This window comes from Methylorubrum salsuginis (assembly GCF_900114375.1).
In the GTDB taxonomy this organism is placed as follows: Bacteria; Pseudomonadota; Alphaproteobacteria; order Rhizobiales; family Beijerinckiaceae; genus Methylobacterium; species Methylobacterium salsuginis.
Genome location: NZ_FOSV01000012.1, coordinates 1 through 25,837 on the forward strand (window position 1 = coordinate 1; position 25,837 = coordinate 25,837).

Here is a 25,837-nt window from a genome sequence, read left to right on the forward strand (position 1 = left end):
GAGGGCCGTGGAAGACGACCACGTCGATAGGCCGGGAGTGCAAGCGCGGTAACGCGCTGAGCTGACCGGTACTAATCGCCCGATCGGCTTGATCGCTCTCATGATCCGTGTCCGGATCAAAACCACAAACAGCACGACAAAGACCAACGCTTGCCGAACACCCCAAGTGACAAGAAACTTGTGCTGCGCCGGCCTGGTGGCCTGAGCGGTGTGCCCAGGACCCGATCCCATCTCGAACTCGGCCGTCAAACGCACCAGCGCCCATGGTACTGTGTCTCAAGACACGGGAGAGTCGGTCGCCGCCAGGCCTGCCCAGCACAAGACGTCACACAAACCCCATTCCCTCGACACCAGCTGATCCGACTGACCCACACGGTCCCACATCTCGGCGCGGGGTGGAGCAGCCCGGTAGCTCGTCAGGCTCATAACCTGAAGGTCGCTGGTTCAAATCCAGCCCCCGCAACCAAACACAACACACTACACAGCAAACCCCATCACACCGAGCCCCGTGCACCCGCACGGGGCGTTCTGTCGTTCCCAAACCCAACACCACCCGACAGACACGGAAACCGCGCTTCCGCCGGTCGGATATGACGCGAAACGGGGGAGGGGAGGGGGACGGCACGATCCGCCCGCCGGCCCGGCCGCCTCACAAGGCACGCCATTCGCCATCGGCGCTTCGCCTCAGGATCGAAATGCGATGGGTTCCAGCCCCTCGAGGAAGCGCCTTCCATTGTCGACATACTGTGCGGCGGCCACCCGGGTCGCTGCGGCATAGTCCGGGTCGCCCGAGGCGACGAGGCGGGCCGGCACTCCGACAATGAGGCTGCCGTCGGGGAATTCCGCTCCCTCGCGCACCAGCGCGTTGGCGCCGACGATGCAGCCGCGTCCGATCCGGGCACCGTTGAGAAGGGTGGCGCCCATGCCGATCAGCGTGTCGGGGCCGATGGTGCAGCCGTGAACGATGGCGCCATGGCCGACGGTGACGCCCTCGCCGATGGTCAGGGGAAAGCCCGGATCCGAGTGCAGCACCGCATTGTCCTGAATGTTGGTGCGGTCCCCCACGGTGATCGGCTCGTTGTCGCCCCGGATCACCGCGCCGAACCAGATGCTGACTTCTAAGCCGAGCCGAACACGGCCGATCACGTGCGCCCCGGGCGCGATCCAGATTCGGCCGCTGTCGGCGATGGTGGGGGCGTGCTCGCCCAGCCGGTAGAGCGTCATGGTTGTCCTCGTCGATCTCGGCCTCGTTCCGGATGTCGAATGCAGGACGATGCCTTCCGGTTCTTGTGCTGCCGCGCCAGTCCCGAACGCCGGAAATCGCGTTTCGGGTCGATGCGCTCGTCCTACGGGACGGCCTGCGAGATGTCGTCCCGTCCGACGCAGGATGTCGCGACCGAGAAAAGCGTCAGACGATGCGCCGGTCCAGCCGAATGATGCGACACGGGTCGCCCGCCTTGGCCGCGGGGGCGTGCGGAGCGCGGACCAGCAGCGCCTCGCTCGATCCGAGCACCGACAGCATCGAGGAATCCTGCCTGTTCTCCGGATGGGCGACCGGCAGCCGATCCGGCGCCGTCTCGATCCGGGCGCGCAGGTAATCCTGGCGCTGGTCGTTCTCGGGCATGTCGCGACCGAGCACAGCCGGCTCGGTCCGGTCCTGCCCCGCACGGGGATCGCCCAGCAGCGCCCGGATCGCCGGCACCACGAAGAGCAGGCCGCAGACGATCGAGGAGACCGGATTGCCCGGCAACCCGATCACCGTCATGGGGCCGAGCCGGCCGAACATCAGCGGCTTGCCGGGGCGAAGCGCCACCCGCCAGAAACCGAGTTCGAGCCCTTCCTCGCGAAGGGCCGCCTGGACGAGGTCGTGATCGCCGACCGAGGCGCCGCCGAGGGTGACGACGAGGTCGGCCCCCGCCGCACGGGCGCGGGCGATGGCGTCGCGCAGGGCGGCGAGATCGTCGGCGACGATGCCGAGATCGATCGCCTCGGCCCCGGCCTCCGTGGCGAGGGCGGCGAGCGCCAGCCCGTTCGAGGCGACGATCTGGTCCCAGGCCGGCGTCTCGCCCGGCCGCACCAGTTCGTCGCCGGTGGCGATGACGGCGACGCGCGGGCGGCGGCGCATGGGCAGAACCGCATGGCCGGCGGCGGCGGCGAGTGCGAGGCGGCGGGCGTCGAGGGTTTCACCCGCCCGCAGCAGGGTCTCGCCCTTCGCGAAGTCGAGCCCGGCCCGGCGCAGGAATCGCCCTGCGGCGACCGGCTCGCGGGCCGTGACGGTGTCGCCCTCGGTCTCGGCGTTCTCCTGAATCAGAATGGCGTCGGCGCCTTCCGGGACCGGAGCGCCGGTGAAGATGCGCACCGCCTCGCCCGGCCCGACCCGCTCGGAATAGCCATGCCCGGCCGCGCTGGTGCCGACGAGTCGCAGCGTTGCCGGCACCTGCGCCACGTCGGCGGCGCGCACGGCGTAGCCGTCCATGGCCGAGGCCGGAAAGGGGGGCTGGGTGCGAAGCGCGGCGAGATCGGCCGCCAGGGTGCGGCCGGCGGCTCGGGCGACGGGGATGGATTCGGCCTCGACCGGGCCGGGGATCGCAGCGAGGATGTTGGCGAGGGCGTCGGCGACGGGGAGGAGGCTCACGCTCCGTCCTCCGCCCGCCAGACGCCCGACTTGCCCCCTTCCTTCGACAGTAGGCGGATGCCCTCGATCCGCATGCCGCGATCGGCGGCCTTCACCATGTCGTAGACCGTGAGGCAGGCGACCGAGACGGCGGTCAGCGCTTCCATCTCGACGCCGGTCTGTCCCTGCACCCGCACTTCCGCGGTGAGGCGCAGGCCGGGAAGCGCGTCGTCGGGCTCGCAGGCGATCTTCACCTTGGTGAGCAGGAGCGGGTGGCAGAGCGGGATCAATTCGTGGGTGCGCTTGGCCGCCATGATGCCGGCGAGTCGCGCGGTGCCGATGACGTCGCCCTTCTTGGCGTCGCCCTCGCGGATCAGCGCCAGGGTCTCGGGGAGCATCACCACGACGCCTTCGGCAACGGCGGTGCGCGAGGTTGCGGCCTTGTCGGAGACATCGACCATGTTGGCCGCGCCCGACGCGTCGATATGGGTGAGGCGGCCTTCGCTCACTTGACGCCGTCGCCGAACAGGAGGGCGCGCGTCGCGGCGGTGACATCGGCCTGGCGCATCAGGCTCTCGCCGACGAGGATGGTGTCCAGTCCGTGCGCGCGCAGGCGCCGCACGTCGGCATGGCCGCCGATGCCGCTCTCGGCCACCGCGATGCGGTCCGCCGGGATGCCGGGCTTCAGGTCGATCGCCGTCTCGAACGAGACCTCGAACGTCTTGAGGTTGCGGTTGTTGACGCCGACCAAGCGGGTGCCGAGCGGCAGGGCCCGTTCCAGTTCCTGCGCGTCGTGGACCTCGACGAGAACGTCCATGCCGAGATCGTGCGCGGTATCGGTCAGCGCCTTGGCCTCGGCGTCGTCGAGGCAGGCCATGATGACGAGGATGCAATCGGCGCCCCAGGCCCTGGCCTCGAACACCTGATACGGCTCGAACAGGAAATCCTTTCGCAGGACCGGCAGGTCGCACGCCGCTCTCGCCGCGACGAGGAATTCCGGCGCGCCCTGGAACGAGGGCGTGTCGGTGAGCACGGAAAGACAGGTTGCGCCGCCCGCCGCGTAGGCCTTGGCCAGCGTCTCGGGATCGAAATCGGCGCGGATCAGTCCCTTGGAGGGCGAGGCCTTCTTGATCTCGGCGATCAGCGCCGGTCGGTCCTGGCCGATATGCGCCGCGATCGCGGAGGCGAAGCCGCGGGGCGCATCCGCCTTGGCGACGAGCTTCTCCAACTTCGCGAGCGGCAGGCGCAGCTTCGCCTCGGCGATTTCGCGGCGCTTGTAGGCCTCGATCCGGGCGAGCACGCTGGCGCGCTCCGACGCCGGCGGGCTCGCGATCACGTCGGCCACGATGTCGTCCATCGGTCTGTCCTTGAAGCCCGCCTGCGCCTTATCACGCCTTCGAGGCGGCGACGAGCCGGGCGAGCGTGCCCCGCGCCGCACCGGAATCGATCGCGCTTTGCGCCCGCGCGACACCCTCCGCGAGGGTGCCGACGGCGCCCGCCACCACGAGGCCGGCGCCCGCGTTCAGCACGGCGATGTCGCGATAGGGGGTGCGCGTGCCCTCCAGCACGGCGTTGAGCGCAGCCGCGTTGTGGTCGGGGTCGCCGCCGCGCAGATCGTCGAGGGTCGCCAGTGGCAGACCGACCTCTTCCGGGTGGATGGTGAAGTGCGAGAGCTTCCCGTCTTCCAGGGCGACCACGGCGGTCGGGCCGGTGGTGGTGATCTCGTCGAGCCCATCGGACCCGTGGACGGTCCAGACCTTCCGGCTGCCGAGGGCGCCCAGCACCCGCGTCAGCGGCTCGGCCCAGGCCGGGCGCGACACGCCGAAGACCTGCGCGGTGACGCCGGCCGGGTTCGAGAGCGGGCCCAGCATGTTGAAGATCGTGCGGAACGGCAGCTCCGAGCGCGTCGGCGCGACGTAGCGCATGGCGCCGTGATGCGTCTGTGCGAACATGAAGCAGAGGCCGGCTTGCCTCAGGCAGCGCGCCAGCGCCTCGGGGCCGAGACCGATGGTGACGCCGAGCGCGGCGAGCACGTCGGCCGCCCCGGAGCGCGAGGTGGCGGCGCGGTTGCCGTGCTTGGCCACCGGCACGCCGCAGGCGGCGGTGAGGATCGCGGCGAGCGTCGAGACGTTGTAGCTGCCCGAATGATCCCCCCCGGTGCCGACGATGTCGATGGCACCCTCCGGCGCCGTCACGGGCAGCATCCGGGCGCGCATCGCCGAGACGGCTCCCAGGATCTCGTCCTCGCTCTCGCCGCGGACGGCCAGCGCGGTGAGGAAGGCCCCGGCCTGGACCGGCGTGACCTCGCCCGAGAGCAGGTCGTCGAAGGCCGCGCGGGCTTGGTCGCGGGTGAGCGAAGCGCCGGTCGCGACGGTGGCGAGATGGGTCTTGAAGGCGTCCATGGGTCGGGCTCTGCTCGAACCCTCTCCCCTCCACGGGAGAGGGTGGCCCGCGAAGCGGGTCGGGTGAGGGGCGCGCGCTGTCCGGAAACGTCGCTCCCCTCTCCCGACCCTCGCCGACGCGAGGGCCACCCTCCCCCGCGGAGGGGGGAGGGGGATGCGACCGTCAATGCACGGCTAGCCTGCCCTTGTCACGCGCGAGGCTTCGCCTGCGCCCGCCACGCCGCGGCGAGGTCGAGGAAGTTGCGCAGGATCTGCGTGCCGTGGTTCGACAGGATGCTCTCGGGGTGGAACTGCACGCCGTGCACCGGCAAGTCCCGGTGCTGAAGCCCCATGATCAAGCCGTCGGCCTCGGCCGTGACGGTGAGATCGTCCGGGCAGCTCGCACGGTCCACCACCAGCGAGTGGTAGCGTGTGGCGTCGAACCCCTCGTTGATGCCGCGGAAGATGCCCTTCGCCTCGTGGCGGATGGTCGAAACCTTGCCGTGCATCGGGGCGGGCGCGCGCACCACGTCGCCGCCATAGGCCTGCCCGATGGTCTGGAGCCCGAGGCAGACGCCGAAGATCGGCACCTCCGCGCCGAGTTCGCGCACCACGTCGAGGCAGACGCCCGCCTCGTTCGGCGTGCACGGCCCCGGCGACAGCACCAGCGCGTCCGGCGCCCGCGCGCGGATGCCGGCGACATCGATCTGATCGTTGCGCACCACGTCGATGCGGTCGCAGAGCGGGCCGATCAGGTGGACGAGATTCCACGTGAAGGAATCGTAATTGTCGATGACGAGGACGTTGGACATCGGGCCTTAAGCCTTACGGCGAAATCGATGGTTCTTCCGACCCACCGTCTCTCATCGGGTGGCGAGACGGTCGGCGGGAGTCAAGACGGAGCGAGCTTTCGGACCCGCTGCCAACGTTCGAGTGTCGCGTAGCGGAACCCTGACCCGGAGAGGCGCGCCGGAGGCGTGCAATCCACCCGTGATGCGCCGTCGCGGAAGACCTCGCTGCCCGTCGTGGCTTCCGGGTTCGCGACGCGCTCCGGAACGACGCTTTTAGCGCAGCGCCACCCTATTGCCCCCGCCGCGCCCGGCTCGCGAACTGAACCGCGTCCTCCGCCGCCCGGAACAACGCCTTGGCCTTGTTCACGCATTCCTGTTGCTCGGAATGCGGGTCGGAATCGTAGACGATGCCGGCGCCGGCCTGCACGTGCATGCGGCCGTCCTTCACGATGGCGGTGCGCAGCACGATGCAGGTGTCCATCTCGCCGCGCGCGCCGAAATAGCCGATGCAACCACCGTAGGGCCCGCGCTTCTCGCGCTCCAACTCGTCGATGATCTCCATCGCCCGAACCTTCGGCGCGCCCGAGACCGTGCCGGCGGGGAAGCCCGCCGCGAGGGCGGCGAGCGTGTCGTGCTGCGGGTCCAGATCGCCCTCGACGTTCGAGACGATGTGCATGACCTGGGAATAGTATTCGAGGAAGAACGAACCGGTGACCCGCACGCTGCCGATCTTCGAGACGCGGCCGACATCGTTGCGGCCGAGGTCGAGCAGCATCAGGTGCTCGGAGCGCTCCTTCGGATCGGCGAGCAGCTCCTCCGAGAGCGCCTTGTCCTCGGCGGGGGTGGCGCCGCGCCGCCGCGTGCCGGCGATCGGGCGGATCGTCACCGTGCCCTCGCGCACCCGCACGAGGATCTCAGGGCTGGAGCAGACGACCTGAAACTCCTCGAAATCGAGGTAGCACAGGAACGGGGCCGGGTTGGTGCGGCGAAGCGAGCGATAGAGCGCGAAGGCCGGCAGGGTGAAGGGCGCCTCGAAGCGCTGCGACAGCACCACCTGAAAGATGTCGCCCGCGACGATGTATTCCTTGGCCTTGGCCACCATGCCCAAGAATTCGTCCGGCGGGGTGTTCGAGACCGGGGAGGGCAGGGCGAGGCCGGCGGCGTCCACCCGCGCCTCGATCGGCAGCGGGCTCTCCAGCGCCGCCGCCACCCGGTCGAGCCGGTCCTGCGCCGCCTCGAGCGCCGCGCCCGCGCTCATGCCCTCGATCGGGCGCACGGGGGTGACGACGGTCAGCGCGTCGGCGACCGCATCGAACACCACCATGGTCCGCGGGCGCACGAGGATCGCGTCCGGCACGCCGAGCGGGTCGGGGTTCGGCTCCGGCAGCCGCTCCATGGCACGGACCATGTCGTAGCCGAGATAGCCGAACAGGCCCGCCGCCATCGGCGGCAGGGCCGCGCCGTCCGGCTCGTCGCCGATGGCGCTTTCACGGATCAAAGCGCGCAGCGATTCGAGCGGGGCGCGATCGTCGGCTACGAAATCCGAGAGAGCGGCGTCGCGGGCGGTTTCGGCGCGGCCGTCGCTGCAGCGCCAGATCAGGTCGGGGTCGAGCCCGATCATCGAGTAGCGCCCGCGCACGGCGCCGCCCTCGACCGATTCGAGCAGGAAGCCGGGGCCGGCATGCCCGCCCTTCAGCTTGAGGAAGGCGGCGACCGGCGTCTCAAGGTCGGCGACGAGGGTGAGGCCGAGCAGGCTCGGCCGGCCCGCCTCGTAGGCGCGCCGCACCGCATCGTGGGCAGGTTCGGTCATCGACGCCTCAATACTCGCCGCCGAGCGCGCGCCGGAACGCCGCTTGGTTGACGCTCACGCCCGCGCTCTTCTGCACCTCGGTGAGGAACTCGCCGAGCACGTCGTCGGAGAGCGCCGTGCGCAGCGAATTCACCAGCTGCGTGTCGGTGGGCGTGCCGGGCACGAAGGCCGGCATCGTCGCCGCCGTCACCTTGAACACCGCGCGGCCCTCGCCCGACGGCGCCGAGGCCGCCTTGCCGACCGGCGTGACGAAGATGCGCTCGACGGTCTCGTTCGAGAGGTCGTCCTTGCTCTGGTTGCGGCCGAGATCGGTCACCTCCTTGACGGAAATTCCGGCCTCCTGCGCCACGGTCGCGACCGCGTCGCCCTTCTCCAGCCGCTCGACCAGTTCCTTCGACTTGGCGACCAGCCGCTTGTCGGTCTCGGCCTTCGTCCAGCCCTTCACGACCTCGTCGCGCACCTCGTCCAGCGGCTTCTCCCGCGGCGGCGTGACCTTCACCACGTCGTACCAGATCGAGCCGCCGTCCTTGGTGCGCAGCGCCTCGGTGTCGTTGCCGACATCGGCACGGAAGGCCGCGGCCATCGTCGTGTCCTTGTCCGGAATGCCCTCGACCGGGTTGCCGGCCGGATCGAGCCCGCGGGCATCGACCGCGGGGATCGACAGCACGGTGAGGCCCCGCTCCTTGGCGATGTCGGCGAGCGGCTTGGCGGAGGCGCGGGCGTCCTCGATGGCGTCCTGGGTCTTGTCGAGATCCTGGCGGGCGCGGATCAGAGCGACCTCCTTGCGGACCTCGTCCTTCACCGCGTCGAACGGCTTCACGTTGCCGGGCTCGATGGCGGTGACGCGCAGGAGCACCGTGCCGAAGCGGCCCTTGACCGGCTGGCTCACCTTGCCCTGCTCCAGGCCGAAGGCCGCATCCGCCACCGCCGGATCGAACAGCTCGGACTTGGCCAGCGTGCCGAGGGTGAGTTCCTTGGGATCGGCCCCGCGGGCGACGGCGACCGCCTCGAACGGCTGCTCGCCGCTCTCGATCTTGGCCCGCGCCTCCTGGGCCGCGGCCTCGTCGGGGAAGCTGATCTGCTGGATTGTGCGGCGCTCGGGCTGGCCGAAGCGGCTCTTGTTGGCCTCGTAGGCGGTCTTGGCGTCGGCCTCGCTCACGGCGTCGGGCTTGGCCAGCGTCTCGGGCTCCAGCACCAGCAGGTTCAGGCTGCGGTATTCCGGCGCGCGAAAGCTCGCCTTGTTGGCCTCGTAGTACCCCTTCAGGTCGTCGTCGCTCGGCGCCGGGATCTCTCCGGCCGCAGCGGGCGTCAGGGCCAGCACGGTCGCCGAGCGCCGCTCGGTCGAATAGCGGTGGACCGCCTCGCGCATCGCCTGCGGCACCGGCAGGTCGGCGACGGTGGCGTCGGCGAGCTGGAGCCTTGCGATGACCGAGCGCTGCTCCCGCACGAACAGCGCCTCGTTGAGGCCCGCGCGCTGGAGCGTCTGGTAGAACAGGGTCCGGTCGAAGCTGCCGTTGGCGCCCTTGAAGCTCGGCTCGTCCTGGATCGCCTTCAGCACCGTGGCATCCGACACCGCGAGGCCGAGATCGGCGGTCTTCTGGTCCAGCGCCGCCTCGGTGATGAGCTGTGACAGCACCTGCCGCTCCAGGCCCAGGGCGCGCGCCTGATCCGGCGTCAGGGTCCGCTTGAGCTGCTGCTGATAGCGCTGGAGCTGGTTCTGATAGGCGGTGCGGACCTCTTCGGCCGTGATCGGCGTCTTGCCGACGGTGGCGACGGTCGTGCTCGACCCACCGCGGAAAAACTCCTCCACGCCGAAGATCGCCACGCCCGCGATGAGGAAGGTGAAGATCACGCTGAGCACGATCTTGCCGAGCCAGTGCTGGCTGGCGCTGCGGATGGACTGGAGCATCGGACGGCCGGACCTGCAAACCCTGATCGCCCCGGCGCATGGCACGCGAGGCCTTGTCTGGCCTCGCGATAGACGATCACGACGCCTGCCGCAAAGGACTCCGTCAGAACGCCCACGCAAAGGAATCCGTATGGCCGGGCGGCAGAGCGCCCCGCGCAGCGGCCTCGGCTTCCAGCCGAGGCGTCGAGCGGAGCGAGAAGCCTAAGCCCGCGGAGGCAGGCGCCGGCGACTGAGGCCGAGCAACAAATCGGCGCTTGCGCTGTTTGCGCGCCCAAGCTTGAACTGCTAGGTCCGCCGCACAGCGATTGACACGTGTGGAGGGACCGGGACGCCATGGCGAGCGAGGGACGACGTCCACTGGTTGCCGGCAACTGGAAGATGAACGGCCTGCGCTCGTCGATCGCCACCGTCGCGGCGATCCGGGACGGGTTGTCGCCCCAGTTGCTCGACGACATCGACGTCCTGATCTGCCCGCCCGCGACGTTGATCTCGGATTGCGTCGAGGCGGTGAAGGGCTCGCCCATCGCCATCGGCGGCCAGAACCTGCATGCCCGGCCGAACGGCGCCTTCACCGGCTCGATCTCGGCGGAGATGTTCGCCGATCTCGGTGCCTCCTACGTCATCGTCGGCCATTCCGAGCGGCGCGCCTACCATTACGAGACCGACGATGGCGTCCACGCCAAGGCGCTGGGCGCCCGCCGCGCCGGCCTGCGCGGCATCATCTGCGTCGGCGAGACCATGGAGGAGCGCCAGCAGGGACGGGCGCTCGACATCGTCCGCGCGCAGCTCGCCATCGGCATTCCGAAGGGCGCCACCGGCGAGGACACGGTGATCGCCTACGAGCCGGTCTGGGCCATCGGCTCCGGCCGCACCCCGACCCCGAAGGAGATCGCCGAGGTCCACGCCTCCTTACGCGAGATGCTGGACAAGATGGCCGGTACCGAGGGCGCCAAAATCCGCATCCTCTACGGCGGCTCGGTCAAGCCCGGCAACGCCCGCGAGCTGATGACGGTCGAGAACGTGGACGGGGCGCTGGTGGGCGGCGCGAGCCTCGTGGCCGAGGACTTCTTGGGAATTTGCCGAGCTTACACGAAGTAAGTTTCGAGGGGAGGGGCCGACCCGGCCTCTCCCGCCGACATTTTCGAGGATTCGCGCGTCATCGCGAAACGGAGTATCAGGCCGGCGTCTTCGCAACGGCCTCCTTCGTCCGCTCGATCATCGACAGCACCGCCACATAGAACGCCTGATGCAGCGGGCTCATCTGGTCCGGCCGGATCGTGTCGGACAAAGCCGCCTGCACCCCGTCCATCGCGGCGGCCCGGCCCGCCGGATCGGGTTTCTCGAGGGCGATGCGCAGGAGATCGGTCTGCACCGCGCCGAGTTCGTCGCGGTCGGCGCGGTCGATGAAGGCGCGCAGGCGCGCGGCGTCTTGTGCGTATTCGCTCATGTCCGTTCCTCGCACGGACGATGCCCCCTGGCGAGGGGCGATGCGGCAGAAAGGGGTGCGCCGGGCCCGCCCATGCAGCCGAGCCCGGTTGGCGCGGCTGGGCAAACGGTGTAGGAGCCCCCACTTCGTGCAGCGGCCCCCGCGAGCGCGCTCTTCCGCGCGCTCTTTGGGGACGAAGGCACCGACAGGCCCGCCGACGGGCGGACACCGGAATCACCATGCAGACCCTCCTGATCGTCGTCCACCTCATCATCGTGCTGGCGCTCATCGCCGTGGTGCTGCTGCAGCGCTCGGAAGGCGGCCTGGGCCTGGGCGGCGGCGGCAGCGGCGGCGTGTCGGGCTTCATGACCGGCCGCGGTCAGGCGAACGCGCTCACCCGCGCCACCGCGATCCTGGCGGCCCTGTTCTTCACCACCAGCATGGCGCTGGCGATCATGGCCCACCGCTCGGCGGCCCCGCGCTCCATCCTCGACGGCGCCGGCCAGACCCAGGGCCAGACCCAGCAGCCCGACAAGCCGGTGAACGCCGACAACCTGCTCGACACGCTCCGTCAGGGCAGCCAGAACGCGCCGACGAACCAGCCCGCCGCGCCGGCCCCGTCGGCTCCGGCTCCCGCTGCGCCGGCCGCCCCGGCCGAGAGCGCGCCGCCTGCCGCCCCGTCGGCCCCCGAAGCGCCGCAGTCGCGCTGATCCTCAAGATGCCGTCGGCTCCCGTCGGCGGCATCTCGACCCTCACGACAAACAGAATCTCGCATCGGCGCGGGGCCTTGAGGCCTGCGCCGCGCCCCGTTCGGCCGACGGGATGCGGCGACCGTTGCGGTTTGGCGAATCGCTCGAGCCCCTTTATGGACCCAAGCCCATGACGCGGTACGTCTTCATCACCGGCGGCGTGGTCTCCTCGCTGGGCAAGGGTCTCGCTTCCGCTGCGCTTGCGGCGCTGCTCCAGGCGCGCGGATACCGGGTGCGGCTGCGCAAGCTCGACCCCTACCTCAACGTCGATCCGGGCACGATGAGCCCGACCCAGCACGGCGAGGTGTTCGTCACCGACGACGGCGCCGAGACCGATCTCGACCTCGGCCACTACGAGCGCTTCACCGGCCTGCCGGCCTCGCGGGCCGACAACGTCACCACGGGCCGCATCTATCTCGACATCATCACCAAGGAGCGCCGCGGCGACTATCTCGGCGCGACCATCCAGGTGATCCCGCACGTCACCAACGCCATCAAGGCGTTCGTCCTCGACGGCAACGACGATTACGACTTCGTCCTCGTCGAGATCGGCGGGACGGTCGGCGACATCGAGGGGCTGCCCTTCTTCGAGGCGATCCGCCAGATCGGCCAGGAGCGCCCGCGCGGCAGCGTCTGCTACCTGCACCTGACGCTGCTGCCCTACATCCCGTCCGCCGGCGAACTGAAGACCAAGCCGACGCAGCACTCCGTCAAGGAACTGCGCTCCATCGGCATCCAGCCCGACATCCTGCTCTGCCGCTGCGACCGGCCGATCCCGGAAGACGAGCGGCGCAAGCTCGGCCTGTTCTGCAACGTGCGGGAAAGCGCGGTCATCGAGGCGCGCGACGTCGACACGATCTACGCCGTGCCGCTCTCCTACCGCGAGGCCGGGCTCGATCGCGAAATCCTGGCGCATTTCGACATGGAGCCGCCCCAGGAGCCGAAGCTCGACCGCTGGCAGAAGATTCTGGAGCGCGTGCGCAATCCCGAGGGCGAGGTCACCATCGCCATCGTCGGCAAGTATACGGGGCTCAAGGACGCCTACAAGTCGCTGACCGAGGCGCTCACCCACGGCGGCATCGCCAACAACGTGCGCGTCAACCTCGAATGGATCGAGGCGGAGGTGTTCGAGCGGGAGGACCCGGCGCCCTTCCTCGAGGGCCTGCACGGCATCCTCGTGCCCGGCGGCTTCGGCCAGCGCGGCGCCGAGGGCAAGATCCGCGCGGCGCGCTACGCCCGCGAGCGGCGCATCCCGTATTTCGGCATCTGCTTCGGCATGCAGATGGCGGTGATCGAGGCCGCGCGCTCGCTCGCCGGCATCGCGGACGCCAACTCCACCGAGTTCGGCGAGACCAAGGAGCCGGTGGTCGGCCTGCTCACCGAGTGGATGCGCGGCAACGAGCTGGAGCGGCGCGCGGCCGAGGGCAATCTCGGCGGCACCATGCGGCTCGGCGCCTACGGGGCGACGCTGAAGGCCGGCACCAAGATCGCCGAAATGTACGGCGACACCGAAATCTCGGAGCGCCACCGCCACCGCTACGAGGTCAACATGGCCTATCGCGAGTGTCTGGAGGCCAAGGGCCTGCGCTTCTCCGGCACCTCGCCGGACGGGCTCCTGCCCGAAACCGTCGAGCACGAGGGGCACCCCTGGTTCATCGGCGTGCAGTTCCATCCGGAGCTGAAGTCGCGTCCGTTCGAACCGCACCCGCTGTTCAAGGGCTTCGTGGCGGCGGCCGTCGAGCAGAGCCGCCTGGTCTAGGACGGCTCGGCCCGTGACCACGCTCGCGGGCCTGCCCGCCTTCCTCGCCTACTTCGCCGTCGCGCTGGTGCTGACGGCCCTCTATCTCGCGACCTATCTGACCGCGACGGCACACCGCGAGATCGCCCTCGTTCGGGCGGGCAACCTCGCCGCGGCGCTCGCGCTCGGCGGCAGCCTGCTCGGCTACGCCATCCCGCTCTCGGCGGCGATCCGCTATTCCGGCTCGCTCCTCGACGCGGTGGTCTGGGGCCTCGTGGCGCTCGTGGTGCAGGTCGTCATCTACTGGCTGATGCGGCCGCTCCTGCCGAACCTGTCGCGGCGGATCGACGAGGGCGAGACCGCCCCCGCGGTGCTCCTCGGCGCCGCTTCGCTCGCGGGCGGCCTGCTGAACGCCGCCTGCATGAGCTATTGAGGCGATGGCGGAGCGAGACCTGCCGCGCCTGGGAGCCGACCGGAAGGTCGCGACCAAGCGATCGCAGACCGTCTCGACCGCTCTGGTCGCGAGCGCCGGCCTCGCCGCCTTCGGCCTCGGCAGCCTCACGTTCGTCGATTGGTCGGGCAATGTTCTGGTCTACCGCGATGCCACGGCCTGCGCCGCCGAGGGCATCCGCTCAGCCGAGGATTGTCGCAGCGCCTACGACATCGCCCGCTCTGCCTATCCGTCGAGCGCGCCGCATTATCAGTGGGAAGTCGCCTGCGAGAGCCATCACGGCAACTTCCACTGTCAGACAGACCCGGCGGCAGCCCCGACCGTGGGGCGGTATGTGCCGCGCATGGCCGGCTATGTCCTCGGCCGCCGCGCCTCCGACGGCGTAACGCCCGAACCGGTCTACGAGCATGGCGGCGGGCACGGCGATGGCCATGCGGGCTACTGCACGGGATCAGGCGGCAGGATCTCGACCGGGTACGGCGGCCGCGCTTCGTCCGGGATGCTGAAATCCGCGAGGTCCAGCTCATCCGCGAAGTTCGGCGGCTTCGGCGGGAGCGGCAAGAGCTTCTCCTCGTTCGGCTCCTGATGCGCCGCGTTCCCATCGGCGAGCGTCCGGACTGGCGCGAGCGGGCGAAGGCCGCGGGCTTCACCTTCCACACCTTCGACGGCGCGCCCTACTGGGACGAGAGCCACGCCTACGCCTTCACGCTCCGCGAGATCGAGGAGGACATCGAAGGTCCGGCGGGCGAACTGCATGCCCTCTGCCGCGCCTTCGCGGCGCAGGCCGTGGAGGACGAGCGCATCCTCACGAGCCTGCGCATCCCCGAAACCGCCTGGGATGCGGTCCGCGACAGCTGGCGCCGGGGCGATCCGGGTCTCTACGGCCGGCTCGACTTCTCCTATGGCGGGGCCGGTCCGGCCAAGCTCCTCGAATACAATGCCGACACCCCGACCGCCCTCTACGAGACCGCGGTGTTCCAGTGGCTCTGGCTGGAGGAAAGCCTTCAGGATCGGCGCCTGAAACCGGGCAGCGACCAGTTCAACGCGGTCCACGAGCGGTTGATCGAGCGGCTGCGCAGCATCGCCTCGACCGGTCTTACGGGCTTTGCCGCGGAAGCCGAGGCGCCGGAGGATCTCGGCACCGCCGCCTACCTTCAGGACTGCGCCGTGCAGGCGGGCTGCGCCACGCTGCTCCTCGACCTGTCGCAGATCGGATTGCGCCCCGACGGCGCCTTCTGCGGGCCGGACGGGCAGCCGCTCGCCACCCTGTTCAAGCTTTATCCGTGGGAATGGGCCTTCGCCGATCCGTTCGGCGCGGCGGTCGCCGCCTCACCCACGCGCTTCCTCGAGCCGCCCTGGAAAATGGTGCTGTCCAACAAGGGATTGCTCGCCCATCTCTGGGCCCGCGAGCCGGGCCATCCGAACCTGCTGCCCTGCTTCTTCGAGGACGATCCGGCCTGCCGTGCCCTCGGCGACAGCTACGTCCGCAAGCCGCTGCTCTCCCGCGAGGGCGCCAATGTCGAGATTCTCTCAGACGGGCTGAGAGTGGCCGGGGAGACGGGCCCCTACGGCGCGGAAGGCTTCGTACGGCAGGCGCTCGCCGCATTGCCCGATTTCGACGGACGGCGCCCCCTCGTCGGCGCCTGGATGGTCGGAGACGAGGCGTCGGGCCTGTGCATCCGCGAATCGGCTGGCCCGATCACCGGCAACGATGCCCTGTTCGTGCCGCACTGGATCGAGCCGGAGTGAGGCTCCGTCGGGGAGGGCCGAATGCGCTCCGGCCCTTCCCTGCATTCGACGATCAGCGACCGCCTGCTCCGCCGGCCGCTCCCGCGCCGCCGGCGCCTGGCCCGGCGCCCGGACCGCCGGTTCCGGTGCCCATGGTGTTGCCACCGGGGCCGGTCGGCGACGCGGCGCCGACGCCGGTCGAGCCGGTGGTCGATCCCTGCATCTTCTCGGAATTGCTCTTCACGCTGCCGGGGTTGTTCATGTTGCCCTGGGCGCTGCCGGAGCCGGTACCCGTGGTTCCGGCACCCGCGCCCGCCTGGGCGAGGGCGGCCCCGGAGAGGGCGAGGCTGAGCGTGGCGGCGAGGGCGATCGATGTGGTTCGCATGTCATCCATCCCTAATGTTCGTCTTGAGAGGTGAACCCCACGACCATCGGCGATGTTCAGAACCGGCTTTCCCGCACCCGCGACGCTCCGTCCGCGCTGTGCCGACGAGCGGCGACCCTATATCAGGGCGGCCGTGACCGAGATTCTGTTCTACCACCTCCAGCGCCAGCCCCTCGAAAAGGTGCTGCCGAGCCTCCTCGAGAAGTCGCTGGAGCGCGGCTGGCAGGCGGCCATCCAGGCGGTGAGCGAGGAGCGGCTCCAGGCCCTCGACGACGGCCTGTGGACCTACACCGACGAAAGCTTCCTGCCCCACGGCACCGACCGCGACACCGATGCCGCGACCCAGCCGGTGGTGCTGACCCTGCGGCCGGACAACCCCAACGGCGCCTCGATCCGCTTCCTCGTGGAGGGCGCCGACCTGCCCGAGGATGCGGGCGGCTACGCGCGCATCTGCATCCTGTTCGACGGCACCGACACCGACGCGCTGCTGCGCGCCCGCGAGCAATGGCGCGGCGCCAGGGAAGCCGGCCACACGGTCGCCTACTGGCAGCAGGACGAAACCGGCCGCTGGAACAAGAAGGCGTGACGCCCTCCCCGAACGACGGCCAAGATGGACACGAGCGCATGATGCATCCGACCACGCGCGTCCCTGCCGGGGCGGTTCGAGCCTGCCTCACCGCCGTGCTGGCGCTCGGCATCGGCTTCGCACCGGTTGCCGCATCGGCCCAGCACGGTCCGCCGCAGGGACAGGCCCGCAAGGCGCCCGAGCCGCGCGAGGGCCGGCGCCTGCCGCCCGATTCCACGACGGACCAGAGGGTCGACCTCGGCGAGGGGCGCGCCTTGAGCTTCAAGGCCACCGCCGGCAGCCTCGGCCTCGTCGATGAGGACGGCAAGCTTCAGGCCGAGATCGCCTTCATCGCCTATCTCAAGCCCGGCACGCCGGAGGAGACGGCCACCCGCCCGATCACCTTCGCGGTGAACGGCGGGCCGGGTGCGGCCTCGGCCTATCTCAACATCGGCGCCATCGGCCCCTGGCGGCTGCCGACCGATGGCGGGACGATCAGCCCGTCGCAGCGGCTCGACCTTCAGCCCAACCCCTCGACCTGGCTCGATTTCACCGACCTCGTCTTCCTCGACCCCGTCGGAACCGGCTACAGCCGCGCCGCGGATGGCGACGGCAAGAAGTACTGGACCATCGAGTCCGACGCCTCGATCCTGGCCGCGACCATCGCGCGGTATCTGCGCCAGAACGACCGGCTGGCGTCACCGAAATTCTTCGTCGGGGAGAGCTATGGCGGCTTCCGCGGGCCCCTGATCGCCCAGAAGCTTCAGGACGACGTGGGTGTCGGCCTGTCGGGCCTCGTGCTGCTCTCGCCGGTGCTCGACTTCGCGTGGCTGCAATCCCCCCGCACCACGCCCTGGGGCTACGTCACCCGGCTGCCCTCCTTCGCGGCGGCCGCCCTGGAGCGTACAGGCGCGACGCCGACGCGCGCCACCATGAAGGAGGCCGAGGCTTACGCGTCGGGCGACTACCTCGCCGACCTGCTGAAGGGCCCGGCCGACCGCGAGGCCGTGGTGCGTCTCTCCGAAAGGGTGGCGGCTCTGACCGGGCTCGATCCCGAGACCGTGCGGCGTCAGGCCGGGCGCATCTCGGCGGGGAGCTACCAGCGCGAGATCGGGCGCGATTCCGGCCGCGTCGCCTCGGCCTACGACACCGGGGTGACCGGCTGGGACCCCGATCCGAACGCGCCGCATTCGGGCTTCGAGGACCCGGTGCTGACCGCGCTCAAGGCGCCGCTGACGGGGGCCATGGTGCGGCTCTACACGGAAAAGCTCGGCTGGCGCGTCGAGAACATGCGCTACGAACTCCTGTCCGATGCGGTCAACCGCGGCTGGAGCTGGGGCTCGGGCCGCTCCCCGCCTGAGGCGATGGGCGCGCTCAAGGACGCCATGGCGCTCGACGGCGCGTTGCGCGTTCTCGTCGTCCACGGCTTCACCGATCTGGTGACGCCCTACTTCACTTCGAAACTGCTGATCGACCAGATGCCGGTCTACGGCGCAGCCGACCGGCTCAAGCTCTCGGTCTATCCCGGCGGGCACATGTTCTACACGCGGCCCGACTCGCGAAAAGCGTTCCACGAGGACGCCGCCGACCTCTTTGCGCGCGCGGTGCGAAGCCGGTCCGACGGCAGCGCGGGGGGAGGGGGCGAGGCGGACCGCATGAGGCCGACGCCGTGAGATTTCTTGTGAGTTTTTTCGTGCTCGCCGCGCTTTCCGCCTGCACGGCGACGGAGCGGGCCGCGCCCCTTCCCGCGCCCCCGCCGCCGAGCGCCGTGCTGCCCAAGGCCCCCGCAGCCTTCGCCGGCCCCGTCCTCGACGCGGGCGGCGCCTGCACCGGCCCGGCGCCCGGCACGGCGGCGGCGATCGAGCCCGGCATCGGCGAATGCGACCTCGTGCGCCTCAAGGGCCGCCCGCCGACCGACGTGCTGGTCGGCGAGGGCCGCGCGGGCCGCGAGGTGCAGGTGCTCTACGCCGAGCCCGGCGCCAAGGAGCTGTATTTCTTCGTGAACAATCGACTCGACCGCATCGTGCGTTAAGGCCTTCGATAAACTGGACGCCAGATTGCTTGCGCCGCGGATGAGCCCGGCACTCCGTCCGGTCAGGGAAGGCAAACAGACGCGATGGCCCACCTCTACCGGTTCGGGATCGAGGAAGAGTTGTTTCTGGCGGATGCCCGGACGCGGGCGGCGCCCCAGGACTCGATGGCCGACTTCCACAAGGCCGCGGGCCATCGGCTGGAGGGCGTCGAGCGCGAACTGCTCGAAAACCAGGCGGAAATCTCGTCGAAACCCTCCGACAGTTTCGCCGAGGCCGAAGACGCGCTGGCGTCCCTGCGCACCGGACTGTGCCGGATCGGGCGCGAGCACGGCCTGAAGGTTTTCGCCGCCGGCACCCATCCGACCGCGATCTGGGCCCAGCAGCGCGAGACCTCGAAGCTGCGCTACCGCAAGATGATCGACAATCTGCAGATCGTCGGGCGCCGCTCCGTCGTCTGCGGGCTGCACGTTCATGTCGAGGTGCCGGACCCGGACGCGCGCATCGCCCTGATCAACCGGCTGATGCCGCACCTGCCGGTGCTGCTCGCGCTCTCGACCTCTTCGCCCTTCTACGACCGGCACCGCACGGGGCTCGCCGGCTACCGTCTGCGCGCCTATGCCGAGCTGCCCCGCACCGGCCTGCCCGAACTCTTTGCCGATGCCGCCGATTTCGACCGCTACGTCCGGGTGATGACGCGGGCGGGGGCGGTCGAGGACGCGACCCATCTCTGGTGGCACATCCGCCCCTCGGTGCGGTACCCGACCCTGGAACTGCGCGTCGCAGACAGCTGCACGCGGCTGAAGGATTCGCTGGCGATCGCGGCGCTCTACCGCTGCCTCGTGCGGCTCCACGTGCGCCGGCCCGAGCTCGCCGTGCCGCTGACCGGCGCCAGCCGGGGCATCGCCCAGGAGAATCTGTGGCGGGCCGAGCGCGACGGCGTCAACGCCGCCCTCATCGACGAGGCCGCCGAGGAGATCGTGCCGGTGCGCCGCCTCGTCGAGCGCCTGCTCGACCTCACGGCGGAGGATGCGGCGGCCCTCGGCTGCGCCTCCCAGGTCGCCCACGCGCTCACCATCGCCGCCTGCGGCTCGAGCGCCGACGGTCAGATCGCGGCCTACGAGAAGGCGCTCGAAAAGGGCGCCGGCAAGCGCAAGGCGCTGTCGCGCGTCATCGACTGGCTCGCCCGCGAGACGGCGGATTGCGGCGGGTAGGCCGGAGGCGGCGGCTGGAACCGAGGGCCCGGCCCCCGGTTCCCACAGCCCGAGAGGGAGCCGCCACAGGAGTGCCCGTCATGAGAGCCACGACCGCCGTCGCCTGCCTTCTGATCGCCGCCGCCGGACCTGCCGCGGCCCAATCGGTCGGCGAGAAGACCGGGGTGAATTCGCTCATCGGCGTCAGCCCCTCGACCCAGGACTTCGTCACGCAAGCCGCGATCAGCGACCTGTTCGAGATCCAGACCAGCGAGCTCGCCCTGGAGCGCGCCGACGAGCCGACCAAGGCCTTCGCCCGCAAGATGATCGAGGATCACCGCAAGATCTCGGACGAGATGAAGATGATCCTTCAGAGTGGCAAGGTGCAGGCCGAGGTGCCCAAGGCGCTCGATTCGAGCCACCAGTCCAAGCTCGACACGCTCAAGGGCCTGACCGGGCCCGACTTCACCAAGCAGTATCACGACGATCAGGTGCGCGGGCACAAGAACGCCGCCGACCTCTACAAGCGCTACGCCGAGGGCGGCGACAATGCCGAGCTGAAGGCCTTCGCGACGAAGAACAAGCCGCATATCGACGAGCACCTGAAGATGGCCCAGGAGCTGGATAAGAAGTAGCGCGCGGCGCAGGTCCCCGTCGGCGCGTTGCTTGACGCCCCATCGGCACGGTGCGACAGCCGCGGGATCATCTGACCCCGCGAGACTGGACCGACCGATGTCGCAACCCCTCGATCTCCTCGTCCTCGGCAACGCCATCGTCGATCTCATCGCCCATGCCGACGACGCGTTCCTGGCCGACCAGGGCGTAGCCAAGGGGGCGATGCAGCTCATCGACGAGGCGCGGGCCGAGGCGCTCTTTTCGGTGATGGGCCCGGCGACCGTCGTCTCCGGCGGTTCGGGCGCCAACACCGCGGTCGGCGCGGCGCTGCTGGGGGCCAAGACCGGCTTCGTCGGCAAGGTCCGCGACGACGAGCTCGGCCGCCTGTTCAGCCACGACCTCAAAGCCACCGGCGTGAGCTTCGAGACCGCCCCGGCCGCCGAGGGCCCGGCCACCGCCCGCTGCTTCATCCTGGTGACGCCGGACGGCGAGCGCACCATGAACACCTATCTCGGCGCCTGCCAGAAGCTCTCCTTCGACGACGTGGACGAGGCCGCGGTGCGGGCGGCCCGCGTCACCTATCTCGAAGGCTATCTGTGGGATCCGCCCGCCGCCAAGGACGCGTTCCGCAAGGCGGTCGGCATCGCCCACGGCGCCGGCAACGCCGTCGCCCTGACGCTGTCGGACGCCTTCTGCGTCGATCGCTACCGCGACGAGTTCCTGGGCCTGATCCGCGAGGGCAGCATCGACATCCTGTTCGCCAATATCGGCGAGTTGCAGAGCCTCTATTCCACCGACGACCCGGACAAGGCCATCGCGGCGCTCCGCGACGAGCGTGGCGGCCACGGCAAGCACCTGCTCGGCCTCGTCACCCGCTCGGCGGACGGCGCGCTCGTGGTGCGCGGCGGCGAGGTTCGCTCGGTCGAGGCCTCGCCGGTGCGCGAGGTGGTGGACACCACCGGCGCGGGAGACCTCTTCGCCGCGGGCTTCCTCGCCGGCCATGCCCGCGGGCTGGACTACGTGGCGAGCGCCCGCCTCGGCGCGCTCGCGGCAGCCGAGGTGATTGAGCATATCGGCGCCCGGCCGCAGCGCGACCTCCTGGCGCTCGCGCGGGAGCAGCGCCTGATCTGACAGATCCTCGAAGCGGGTCGTCGGCCGCGCCGCGGTTGCCGAACCGTTTTCGTCTCGCCAAGATAACGGCATCGTGAAGAGGCGGGCAGGCCCTGGCAAGGGCTTGTCCGTCTTCGCTTTTTCGGTGCAGCCGCGCGGAAGGACGGCATCGTTACCGGCGCGTTAACCATTGTTTTTACGGTCCGGTGAAATCTGCGGCACGCCGACCCCTGATTCGGCGCTGTCGCGATGCCGGCCGCCCGTGGGCGGTCCCACGGAAGGCCGCCTGAGACGTGCGCACCGAGCAGCCGGCCCCGCGCTTGCCCTCGTTCCGTTCCGGCCCCGGCGTGGTGACGGCCTTCGCCTGCGCGCTCCTGATCGTCGTGATGGGCGCCTGGCAGATGTCGCGGGCGTGGGATGCGGCGATGCGGGGCGCGCGCGACGACGTCACCAACATCAGCCGTTCGCTGGCCCAGCATGCCACCGGTCTCCTCGACGGCATCGAGATGACGCTGTCCGGCATGGCCGAACGCGTCGGCAACGACGACCGCGCGGCGCTCTCGAACTTCATCCGCCGCCGCGCCGAAGGCATGGCCCATCTTCGCAACCTCGCCATCCTCGATGCCGACGGGCGTTGGCTGGCGGATTCCCGCGATCTCGAGGCCGCGACCCGTCCGTCGGAGGCCGGCCGGGCGCCGGAGCCGGGCCGCGACGACCTGCGCTGGCATCGCGAACATCCGGGGACGGACCTCTATGTCGGCCCGCCGCGGCCGGATCGGGGACATGTCGGCCCGATCATCCCGATCTCCCGACGGCTGACCCGGCCGGACGGCAGCTTCGGCGGCATCGTGCTGGCCGCCCTCGATCCGAAGGTGCTGCAGGACGTCTACGACGGCGTGCGGCTCGATTCCCGCAGCGCCATCGCCCTGTGGCGCGAGGACGGGCGCCTGCTGGTGCGCCGCCCCGCGGTGGCGCTGACGGACCGGAATTTCGCCGACACCGACTTCTTCCGGGCGATGGATGCCGGGGGGCGCCCGCTTCGGCTTCAGCTGCCCGTCATGCCCGGCGCCGTCGACGGCGTGCGGAGGCTCACCGGCTTCGAGCGCCTCGCCCGCCATCCCTCCCTCATCGTGTCCGTCGGCATCAGCCTGGACGACATCGTCGCCGCGTGGCGCCGCGAGGCGCTGATCCAGGCCGTTGCCCTCGGGCTCGCGGTGCTGGCCCTCATCGGCCTCGGCATCGGCCTGGAGCGGCGCGAGCGCCGTATCCGCGCCGCCGAGCGCGATGCGGTCGAGGCGCAATCGCTGTTCCGCGCCCTGTTCGACCACTCCACCGACGGCCTGTTCGTCCACCGGATCGAGCCCGACGGCACGGCGCGCCTGGAGACTTTGAACGGCCAGGCCGCGGCGATGCTCGGACGCCGGGCCGCCGATATCGTGGGCCGGTCCCTGCACAACATCCTGGACCCGGACCTCTACGTCCCCGTCGCCGCCGATCTCGAGGTCACGATCCGGGCCGGCGGGCCGCGGGCGTTCGAGCGGAGCGAGGGCGACGGGGAGGGGGGCCGCGTCTGGGAGATCGTCCACGTCCCGCTGCACCGCCCGGACGGATCGATCGGACGCGTCTTCGCGAGCGCCCGCGACATCACCCATCTGCGCGAGGCGGAGGCCGCGGCGCTCGATTCCAACCGCTTGCTGCTCATGGCCGAGCAGATGGCCCATGTCGGCCACTGGCATCTCGATGTGGCGAGCGGGCGCGTGCGCTGGTCGGACGAGGTCTACCGCATTCACGGCCGCGACCCGGCGGACTTCCAGCCGACCCTGGAGGACGGCATCGACGCGTATCATCCCGACGACCGCGACAGCGTCGCCGCGATGGTCGCCGAGGCGGTGGAGCGCCGAGGCAGCTTCGAGTTCACCAAGCGCCTCCTGCGGCCCGATGGCGAGGTGCGCCACGTCCAGTCCCGCGGGATCTGCATGCTTGGACCGGCGACCGAGGGCGGCGCGCCGGTCGTGACCGGCCTGTTCGGTGTCTTCTCCGACATCACCCAGCGTATCCGGGCCGAGGCCTCGGTGGTGTCGAGCGAGGCACGCTACCGTATGCTGGCCGACGCGGCCACCGACATGGTGGTGCAGACCGGCCCCGACGGGCGCTGCCTCTACGTCTCGCCCGCGGTGCGCGACCTCCTCGGCCGCGAGCCCGAGATGCTGACGGGAAGCGCCTTCGCCGATCTGATCCATCCCGACGACGCGCCCGGCTTCGCGGCGATCCTCGCCGGGCTCGTGGCGGGGGACGACGACCGGGCCGTCAGCGTCAACCGCCTGCGCCACAGCCGGGGGCGCTGGATCTGGGTCGAGGCCTCGCTCAAGGCGCTGCGCCTGCCCGGCGGACGCAGCGGCGGTTTCGTCGTCTCGGTGCGCAACATCGACGAGCGCCGCCGCGCCGACGAGGCCCGCCGCGAGAGCGAGGCACGCTACCGCCTGCTCGCCGACAACGCTTCCGACCTGATCGTGCTCGGCCATGCCGACGGGCGGCGCAGCTACATTTCCCCCGCCGTCACCGTGATGCTCGGCTACACCGTCGAGGAAGCGCATTCCGTCGGCATGCACGACTGGATCCACCCCGACGACATCGCCACGGTGTTCGCTAGCACCCTGGCCCTCGGCGACCAGCACCCCACCGCGAACGTCATCTACCGCCTGCGCCACAAGGCCGGACACTACATCTGGGCCGAGGCCGCCTTCCGCCGGGTGCCGGGCGAGGCGGGCGACGTGCAGATCGTCACGGCGATCCGCGACGTCACCGAGCGCCAGCGGCAGGCCCGCCATCTGGAGCAGGCCAAGGCGCAGGCGGAAGCCGGCGCGCGCATCAAGGCCGAGTTCCTGGCCAACATGAGCCACGAGCTACGCACGCCGCTCGCCGGCATGCTCGGCACCCACGATCTGCTCCAGAGCGACCCGACCTTGAGCCCGGCCCAACGCCGCCTCGTCGGCCTGGCCCAAGAATCGAGCCGCTCGCTCCTGACCATCGTCAACGACATCCTCGACTTCTCCAAGATCGAGGCCGGCGAGCTGATCGTCGAGAGCGTGCCGTTCAGCCTGTCCGAACTGGTCGAGAGCTGCCGCCGGCTCGCCACCGAGGCCGCCCGGGACAAGGAGCTTTCGCTCACCGTCTCGATCGCCCCCGATCTGCCCGACTGGCTCAAGGGCGATCCCACGCGCATCCGCCAGATCCTGCTCAACCTCGCCACCAACGCGGTCAAGTTCACGGAGCGGGGACGGATTGCCGTCGCGGTCACCCGTGCCGGCCTGCGCGACGGCGTGCCGCTGGTGCGGATCGCGGTCTCCGACACCGGCATCGGCATCGCCGAGGAGGCCCTGCCGCGCCTGTTCGAGCGCTTCAGCCAGGCCGACGGCTCGACGGCGCGCCGCTACGGCGGCACCGGCCTGGGGCTCGCCATCTGCAAGCGGCTCGCGGCGCTGATGGGCGGCGAGATCGGCGTCGAGAGCCGGCTCGGCGAGGGCTCGACCTTCTGGTTCGCCCTGCCCCTGCCGCTGGCCGCAGCCGAGCGCCCGCAGGCGGCACGGCCGGAACTGCTCGGCGCGGCGCCCAGCCTGCGCCGCATCCTGCTCGCCGAGGACAACCGCATCAATCAGGAGATCCTGACTACCGTCCTCGAACGCAAGGGCCACGCCGTCACGCTCGTCGGCAACGGCCGGGACGCCTTGGAGGCGGTGAAGGCCGGCTCGGGGTTCGACGTGATCCTGATGGACGTGCAGATGCCCGAGATGGACGGGTTGGAGGCGACCGCCGCGATCCGCGCCTTCGAGCGCGAGGGCGGCGGCGCCCGAATCCCGATCATCGCGCTCACCGCCAACGCCATGATCGACGAGGTCGAGCGCTGCCGCTCGGCGGGCACCGACGCGCATATCGCCAAGCCGGTGCATTGGCCCGACCTGTTCGCGGCGATCGAACGGCTGTGCCGGACGGAGACCGGGATGCCGGTCCGCGTGCTCGACGAGGCGATGCTGGAGATGATGGCCGGCGTCGTCGGCCGCGAGCGCATCGGCGACCTGTTGGCGGCGGCGATGCGGGAGATCGACCGGCGGGTCGGCCTGCTCTGCACGGTCGGGATCGGCGCGACGGACTTCGCCACCGAGGCGCATGCCCTGGTCTCGCTCAGCGGCCAGCTCGGCTTCGTCGAGCTGTCGGAGCTGTGCCGCGACCTGGAGAGACGGACCATGGGCGCGGATGGGCGGCTGCGGGCCACCGAGCTGCGCGCCGCTGCGGAGCGTGCCCGCTCCGCGATGGCGGCCTGCGCCTACGCCAAGGCGGCGTAGGC

23 protein-coding genes, 1 tRNA gene and 2 rRNA genes are annotated in these 25,837 nt (G+C 70.5%); 16 read left to right on the forward strand and 10 right to left on the reverse strand.

The window, feature by feature from the left end:
• The 3 genes from BM140_RS14710 to BM140_RS14720 all read left to right on the forward strand — a co-directional run.
• A 23S ribosomal RNA gene (locus tag BM140_RS14710) occupies positions 1-96 on the forward strand; the annotation flags it as partial.
• A 96-nt stretch (positions 97-192) separates the two neighbouring features.
• A 5S ribosomal RNA gene (gene rrf, locus BM140_RS14715) occupies positions 193-308 on the forward strand.
• 81 nt (positions 309-389) lie between these two features.
• Positions 390-466, forward strand: a tRNA-Met gene (locus BM140_RS14720).
• Between the two features lie 218 nt (positions 467-684).
• Here the strand turns inward: BM140_RS14720 and BM140_RS14725 are convergent.
• The 8 genes from BM140_RS14725 to BM140_RS14765 form a co-directional block, all read right to left on the reverse strand.
• A complete protein-coding gene (locus tag BM140_RS14725; RefSeq protein WP_091947670.1) occupies positions 685-1,224 on the reverse strand; it encodes a gamma carbonic anhydrase family protein in 540 nt (179 codons plus the stop codon).
• Positions 1,225-1,408: 184 nt separating this feature from the next.
• On the reverse strand, positions 1,409-2,635 hold the full coding sequence (locus tag BM140_RS14730; protein WP_091947673.1) for a molybdopterin molybdotransferase MoeA: 1,227 nt from the start codon (positions 2,633-2,635) through the stop codon (positions 1,409-1,411).
• A complete protein-coding gene (gene moaC / locus BM140_RS14735) occupies positions 2,632-3,123 on the reverse strand; it encodes a cyclic pyranopterin monophosphate synthase MoaC (protein WP_091947676.1) in 492 nt (163 codons plus the stop codon). Before moaC ends, BM140_RS14730 begins: the two co-directional genes overlap by 4 nt.
• A complete protein-coding gene (trpC, locus tag BM140_RS14740) occupies positions 3,120-3,971 on the reverse strand; it encodes an indole-3-glycerol phosphate synthase TrpC (protein WP_091947679.1) in 852 nt (283 codons plus the stop codon). Before trpC ends, moaC begins: the two co-directional genes overlap by 4 nt.
• A 31-nt stretch (positions 3,972-4,002) precedes the next feature.
• On the reverse strand, positions 4,003-5,016 hold the full coding sequence (gene trpD, locus BM140_RS14745) for an anthranilate phosphoribosyltransferase (RefSeq protein ID WP_091947682.1): 1,014 nt from the start codon (positions 5,014-5,016) through the stop codon (positions 4,003-4,005).
• 188 nt (positions 5,017-5,204) lie between these two features.
• Positions 5,205-5,807, reverse strand: coding sequence for an anthranilate synthase component II (locus tag BM140_RS14755; RefSeq protein ID WP_091947685.1), 603 nt, complete (start codon positions 5,805-5,807; stop codon positions 5,205-5,207).
• A 268-nt stretch (positions 5,808-6,075) separates the two neighbouring features.
• Positions 6,076-7,596, reverse strand: a complete 1,521-nt coding sequence (gene trpE / locus BM140_RS14760) for an anthranilate synthase component I (RefSeq protein ID WP_091947687.1) — start codon at positions 7,594-7,596, stop codon at positions 6,076-6,078.
• Between the two features lie 7 nt (positions 7,597-7,603).
• A complete protein-coding gene (locus BM140_RS14765; protein WP_091947690.1) occupies positions 7,604-9,505 on the reverse strand; it encodes a SurA N-terminal domain-containing protein in 1,902 nt (633 codons plus the stop codon).
• A gap of 333 nt (positions 9,506-9,838) precedes the next feature.
• Here BM140_RS14765 and tpiA point away from each other — a divergent pair, with 333 nt between their 5' ends.
• Complete coding sequence (gene tpiA, locus BM140_RS14770; RefSeq protein ID WP_091947693.1) at positions 9,839-10,603, forward strand: triose-phosphate isomerase; 765 nt, start codon at positions 9,839-9,841, stop codon at positions 10,601-10,603.
• A gap of 76 nt (positions 10,604-10,679) precedes the next feature.
• On the opposite strand, the gene BM140_RS14775 is transcribed toward tpiA, so the two are convergent.
• Positions 10,680-10,952, reverse strand: coding sequence for a hypothetical protein (locus BM140_RS14775; protein ID WP_091947696.1), 273 nt, complete (start codon positions 10,950-10,952; stop codon positions 10,680-10,682).
• Between the two features lie 218 nt (positions 10,953-11,170).
• Between BM140_RS14775 and secG the strand changes: the two genes are divergently transcribed.
• The 5 genes from secG (at position 11,171) to BM140_RS14800 (ending at position 15,618) form a co-directional block, all read left to right on the forward strand.
• A complete protein-coding gene (gene secG / locus BM140_RS14780; protein ID WP_091947699.1) occupies positions 11,171-11,641 on the forward strand; it encodes a preprotein translocase subunit SecG in 471 nt (156 codons plus the stop codon).
• Between the two features lie 169 nt (positions 11,642-11,810).
• The gene (locus BM140_RS14785; RefSeq protein WP_091947702.1) at positions 11,811-13,439 is read left to right on the forward strand and encodes a CTP synthase; all 1,629 of its coding nucleotides are present in this window, start codon (positions 11,811-11,813) and stop codon (positions 13,437-13,439) included.
• 13 nt (positions 13,440-13,452) lie between these two features.
• Complete coding sequence (locus tag BM140_RS14790; RefSeq protein WP_091947705.1) at positions 13,453-13,851, forward strand: DUF350 domain-containing protein; 399 nt, start codon at positions 13,453-13,455, stop codon at positions 13,849-13,851.
• Positions 13,852-13,855: 4 nt separating this feature from the next.
• Positions 13,856-14,455 (forward strand): DUF1190 domain-containing protein, encoded by a 600-nt coding sequence (locus BM140_RS14795; RefSeq protein ID WP_091947707.1) that lies wholly within the window; start codon positions 13,856-13,858, stop codon positions 14,453-14,455.
• Positions 14,455-15,618 carry a glutathionylspermidine synthase family protein gene (locus tag BM140_RS14800; RefSeq protein ID WP_091947710.1) on the forward strand — a complete coding sequence of 388 codons (1,164 nt, stop codon included), beginning with the start codon at positions 14,455-14,457 and terminating at the stop codon, positions 15,616-15,618. The genes BM140_RS14795 and BM140_RS14800 overlap by 1 nt, the downstream gene beginning before the upstream one ends.
• A gap of 52 nt (positions 15,619-15,670) precedes the next feature.
• Here the strand turns inward: BM140_RS14800 and BM140_RS14805 are convergent, their stop codons facing one another.
• Positions 15,671-15,982, reverse strand: coding sequence for a hypothetical protein (locus BM140_RS14805; protein WP_091948110.1), 312 nt, complete (start codon positions 15,980-15,982; stop codon positions 15,671-15,673).
• 133 nt (positions 15,983-16,115) lie between these two features.
• On the opposite strand from BM140_RS14805, the gene BM140_RS14810 reads away from it, so the two are divergent.
• The 7 genes from BM140_RS14810 to BM140_RS14840 all read left to right on the forward strand — a co-directional run bounded on the left by BM140_RS14810 (position 16,116) and on the right by BM140_RS14840 (position 25,835).
• On the forward strand, positions 16,116-16,568 hold the full coding sequence (locus tag BM140_RS14810; protein ID WP_091947712.1) for a DNA polymerase III subunit chi: 453 nt from the start codon (positions 16,116-16,118) through the stop codon (positions 16,566-16,568).
• Between the two features lie 38 nt (positions 16,569-16,606).
• Positions 16,607-18,220, forward strand: coding sequence for a S10 family peptidase (locus BM140_RS14815; protein WP_091947715.1), 1,614 nt, complete (start codon positions 16,607-16,609; stop codon positions 18,218-18,220).
• A gap of 8 nt (positions 18,221-18,228) precedes the next feature.
• Positions 18,229-18,579, forward strand: a complete 351-nt coding sequence (locus BM140_RS14820) for a hypothetical protein (protein ID WP_244535443.1) — start codon at positions 18,229-18,231, stop codon at positions 18,577-18,579.
• 84 nt (positions 18,580-18,663) lie between these two features.
• Entirely contained in the window at positions 18,664-19,791 is a 1,128-nt protein-coding gene (locus BM140_RS14825; RefSeq protein WP_091947721.1) for a carboxylate-amine ligase, read from the forward strand.
• Between the two features lie 80 nt (positions 19,792-19,871).
• Positions 19,872-20,405, forward strand: coding sequence for a DUF4142 domain-containing protein (locus tag BM140_RS14830; RefSeq protein WP_091947724.1), 534 nt, complete (start codon positions 19,872-19,874; stop codon positions 20,403-20,405).
• A 97-nt stretch (positions 20,406-20,502) separates the two neighbouring features.
• On the forward strand, positions 20,503-21,516 hold the full coding sequence (locus BM140_RS14835; protein WP_091947727.1) for an adenosine kinase: 1,014 nt from the start codon (positions 20,503-20,505) through the stop codon (positions 21,514-21,516).
• Positions 21,517-21,788: 272 nt separating this feature from the next.
• Positions 21,789-25,835 (forward strand): PAS domain S-box protein, encoded by a 4,047-nt coding sequence (locus BM140_RS14840; protein WP_091947731.1) that lies wholly within the window; start codon positions 21,789-21,791, stop codon positions 25,833-25,835.
• Positions 25,836-25,837: the final 2 nt, after the last annotated feature.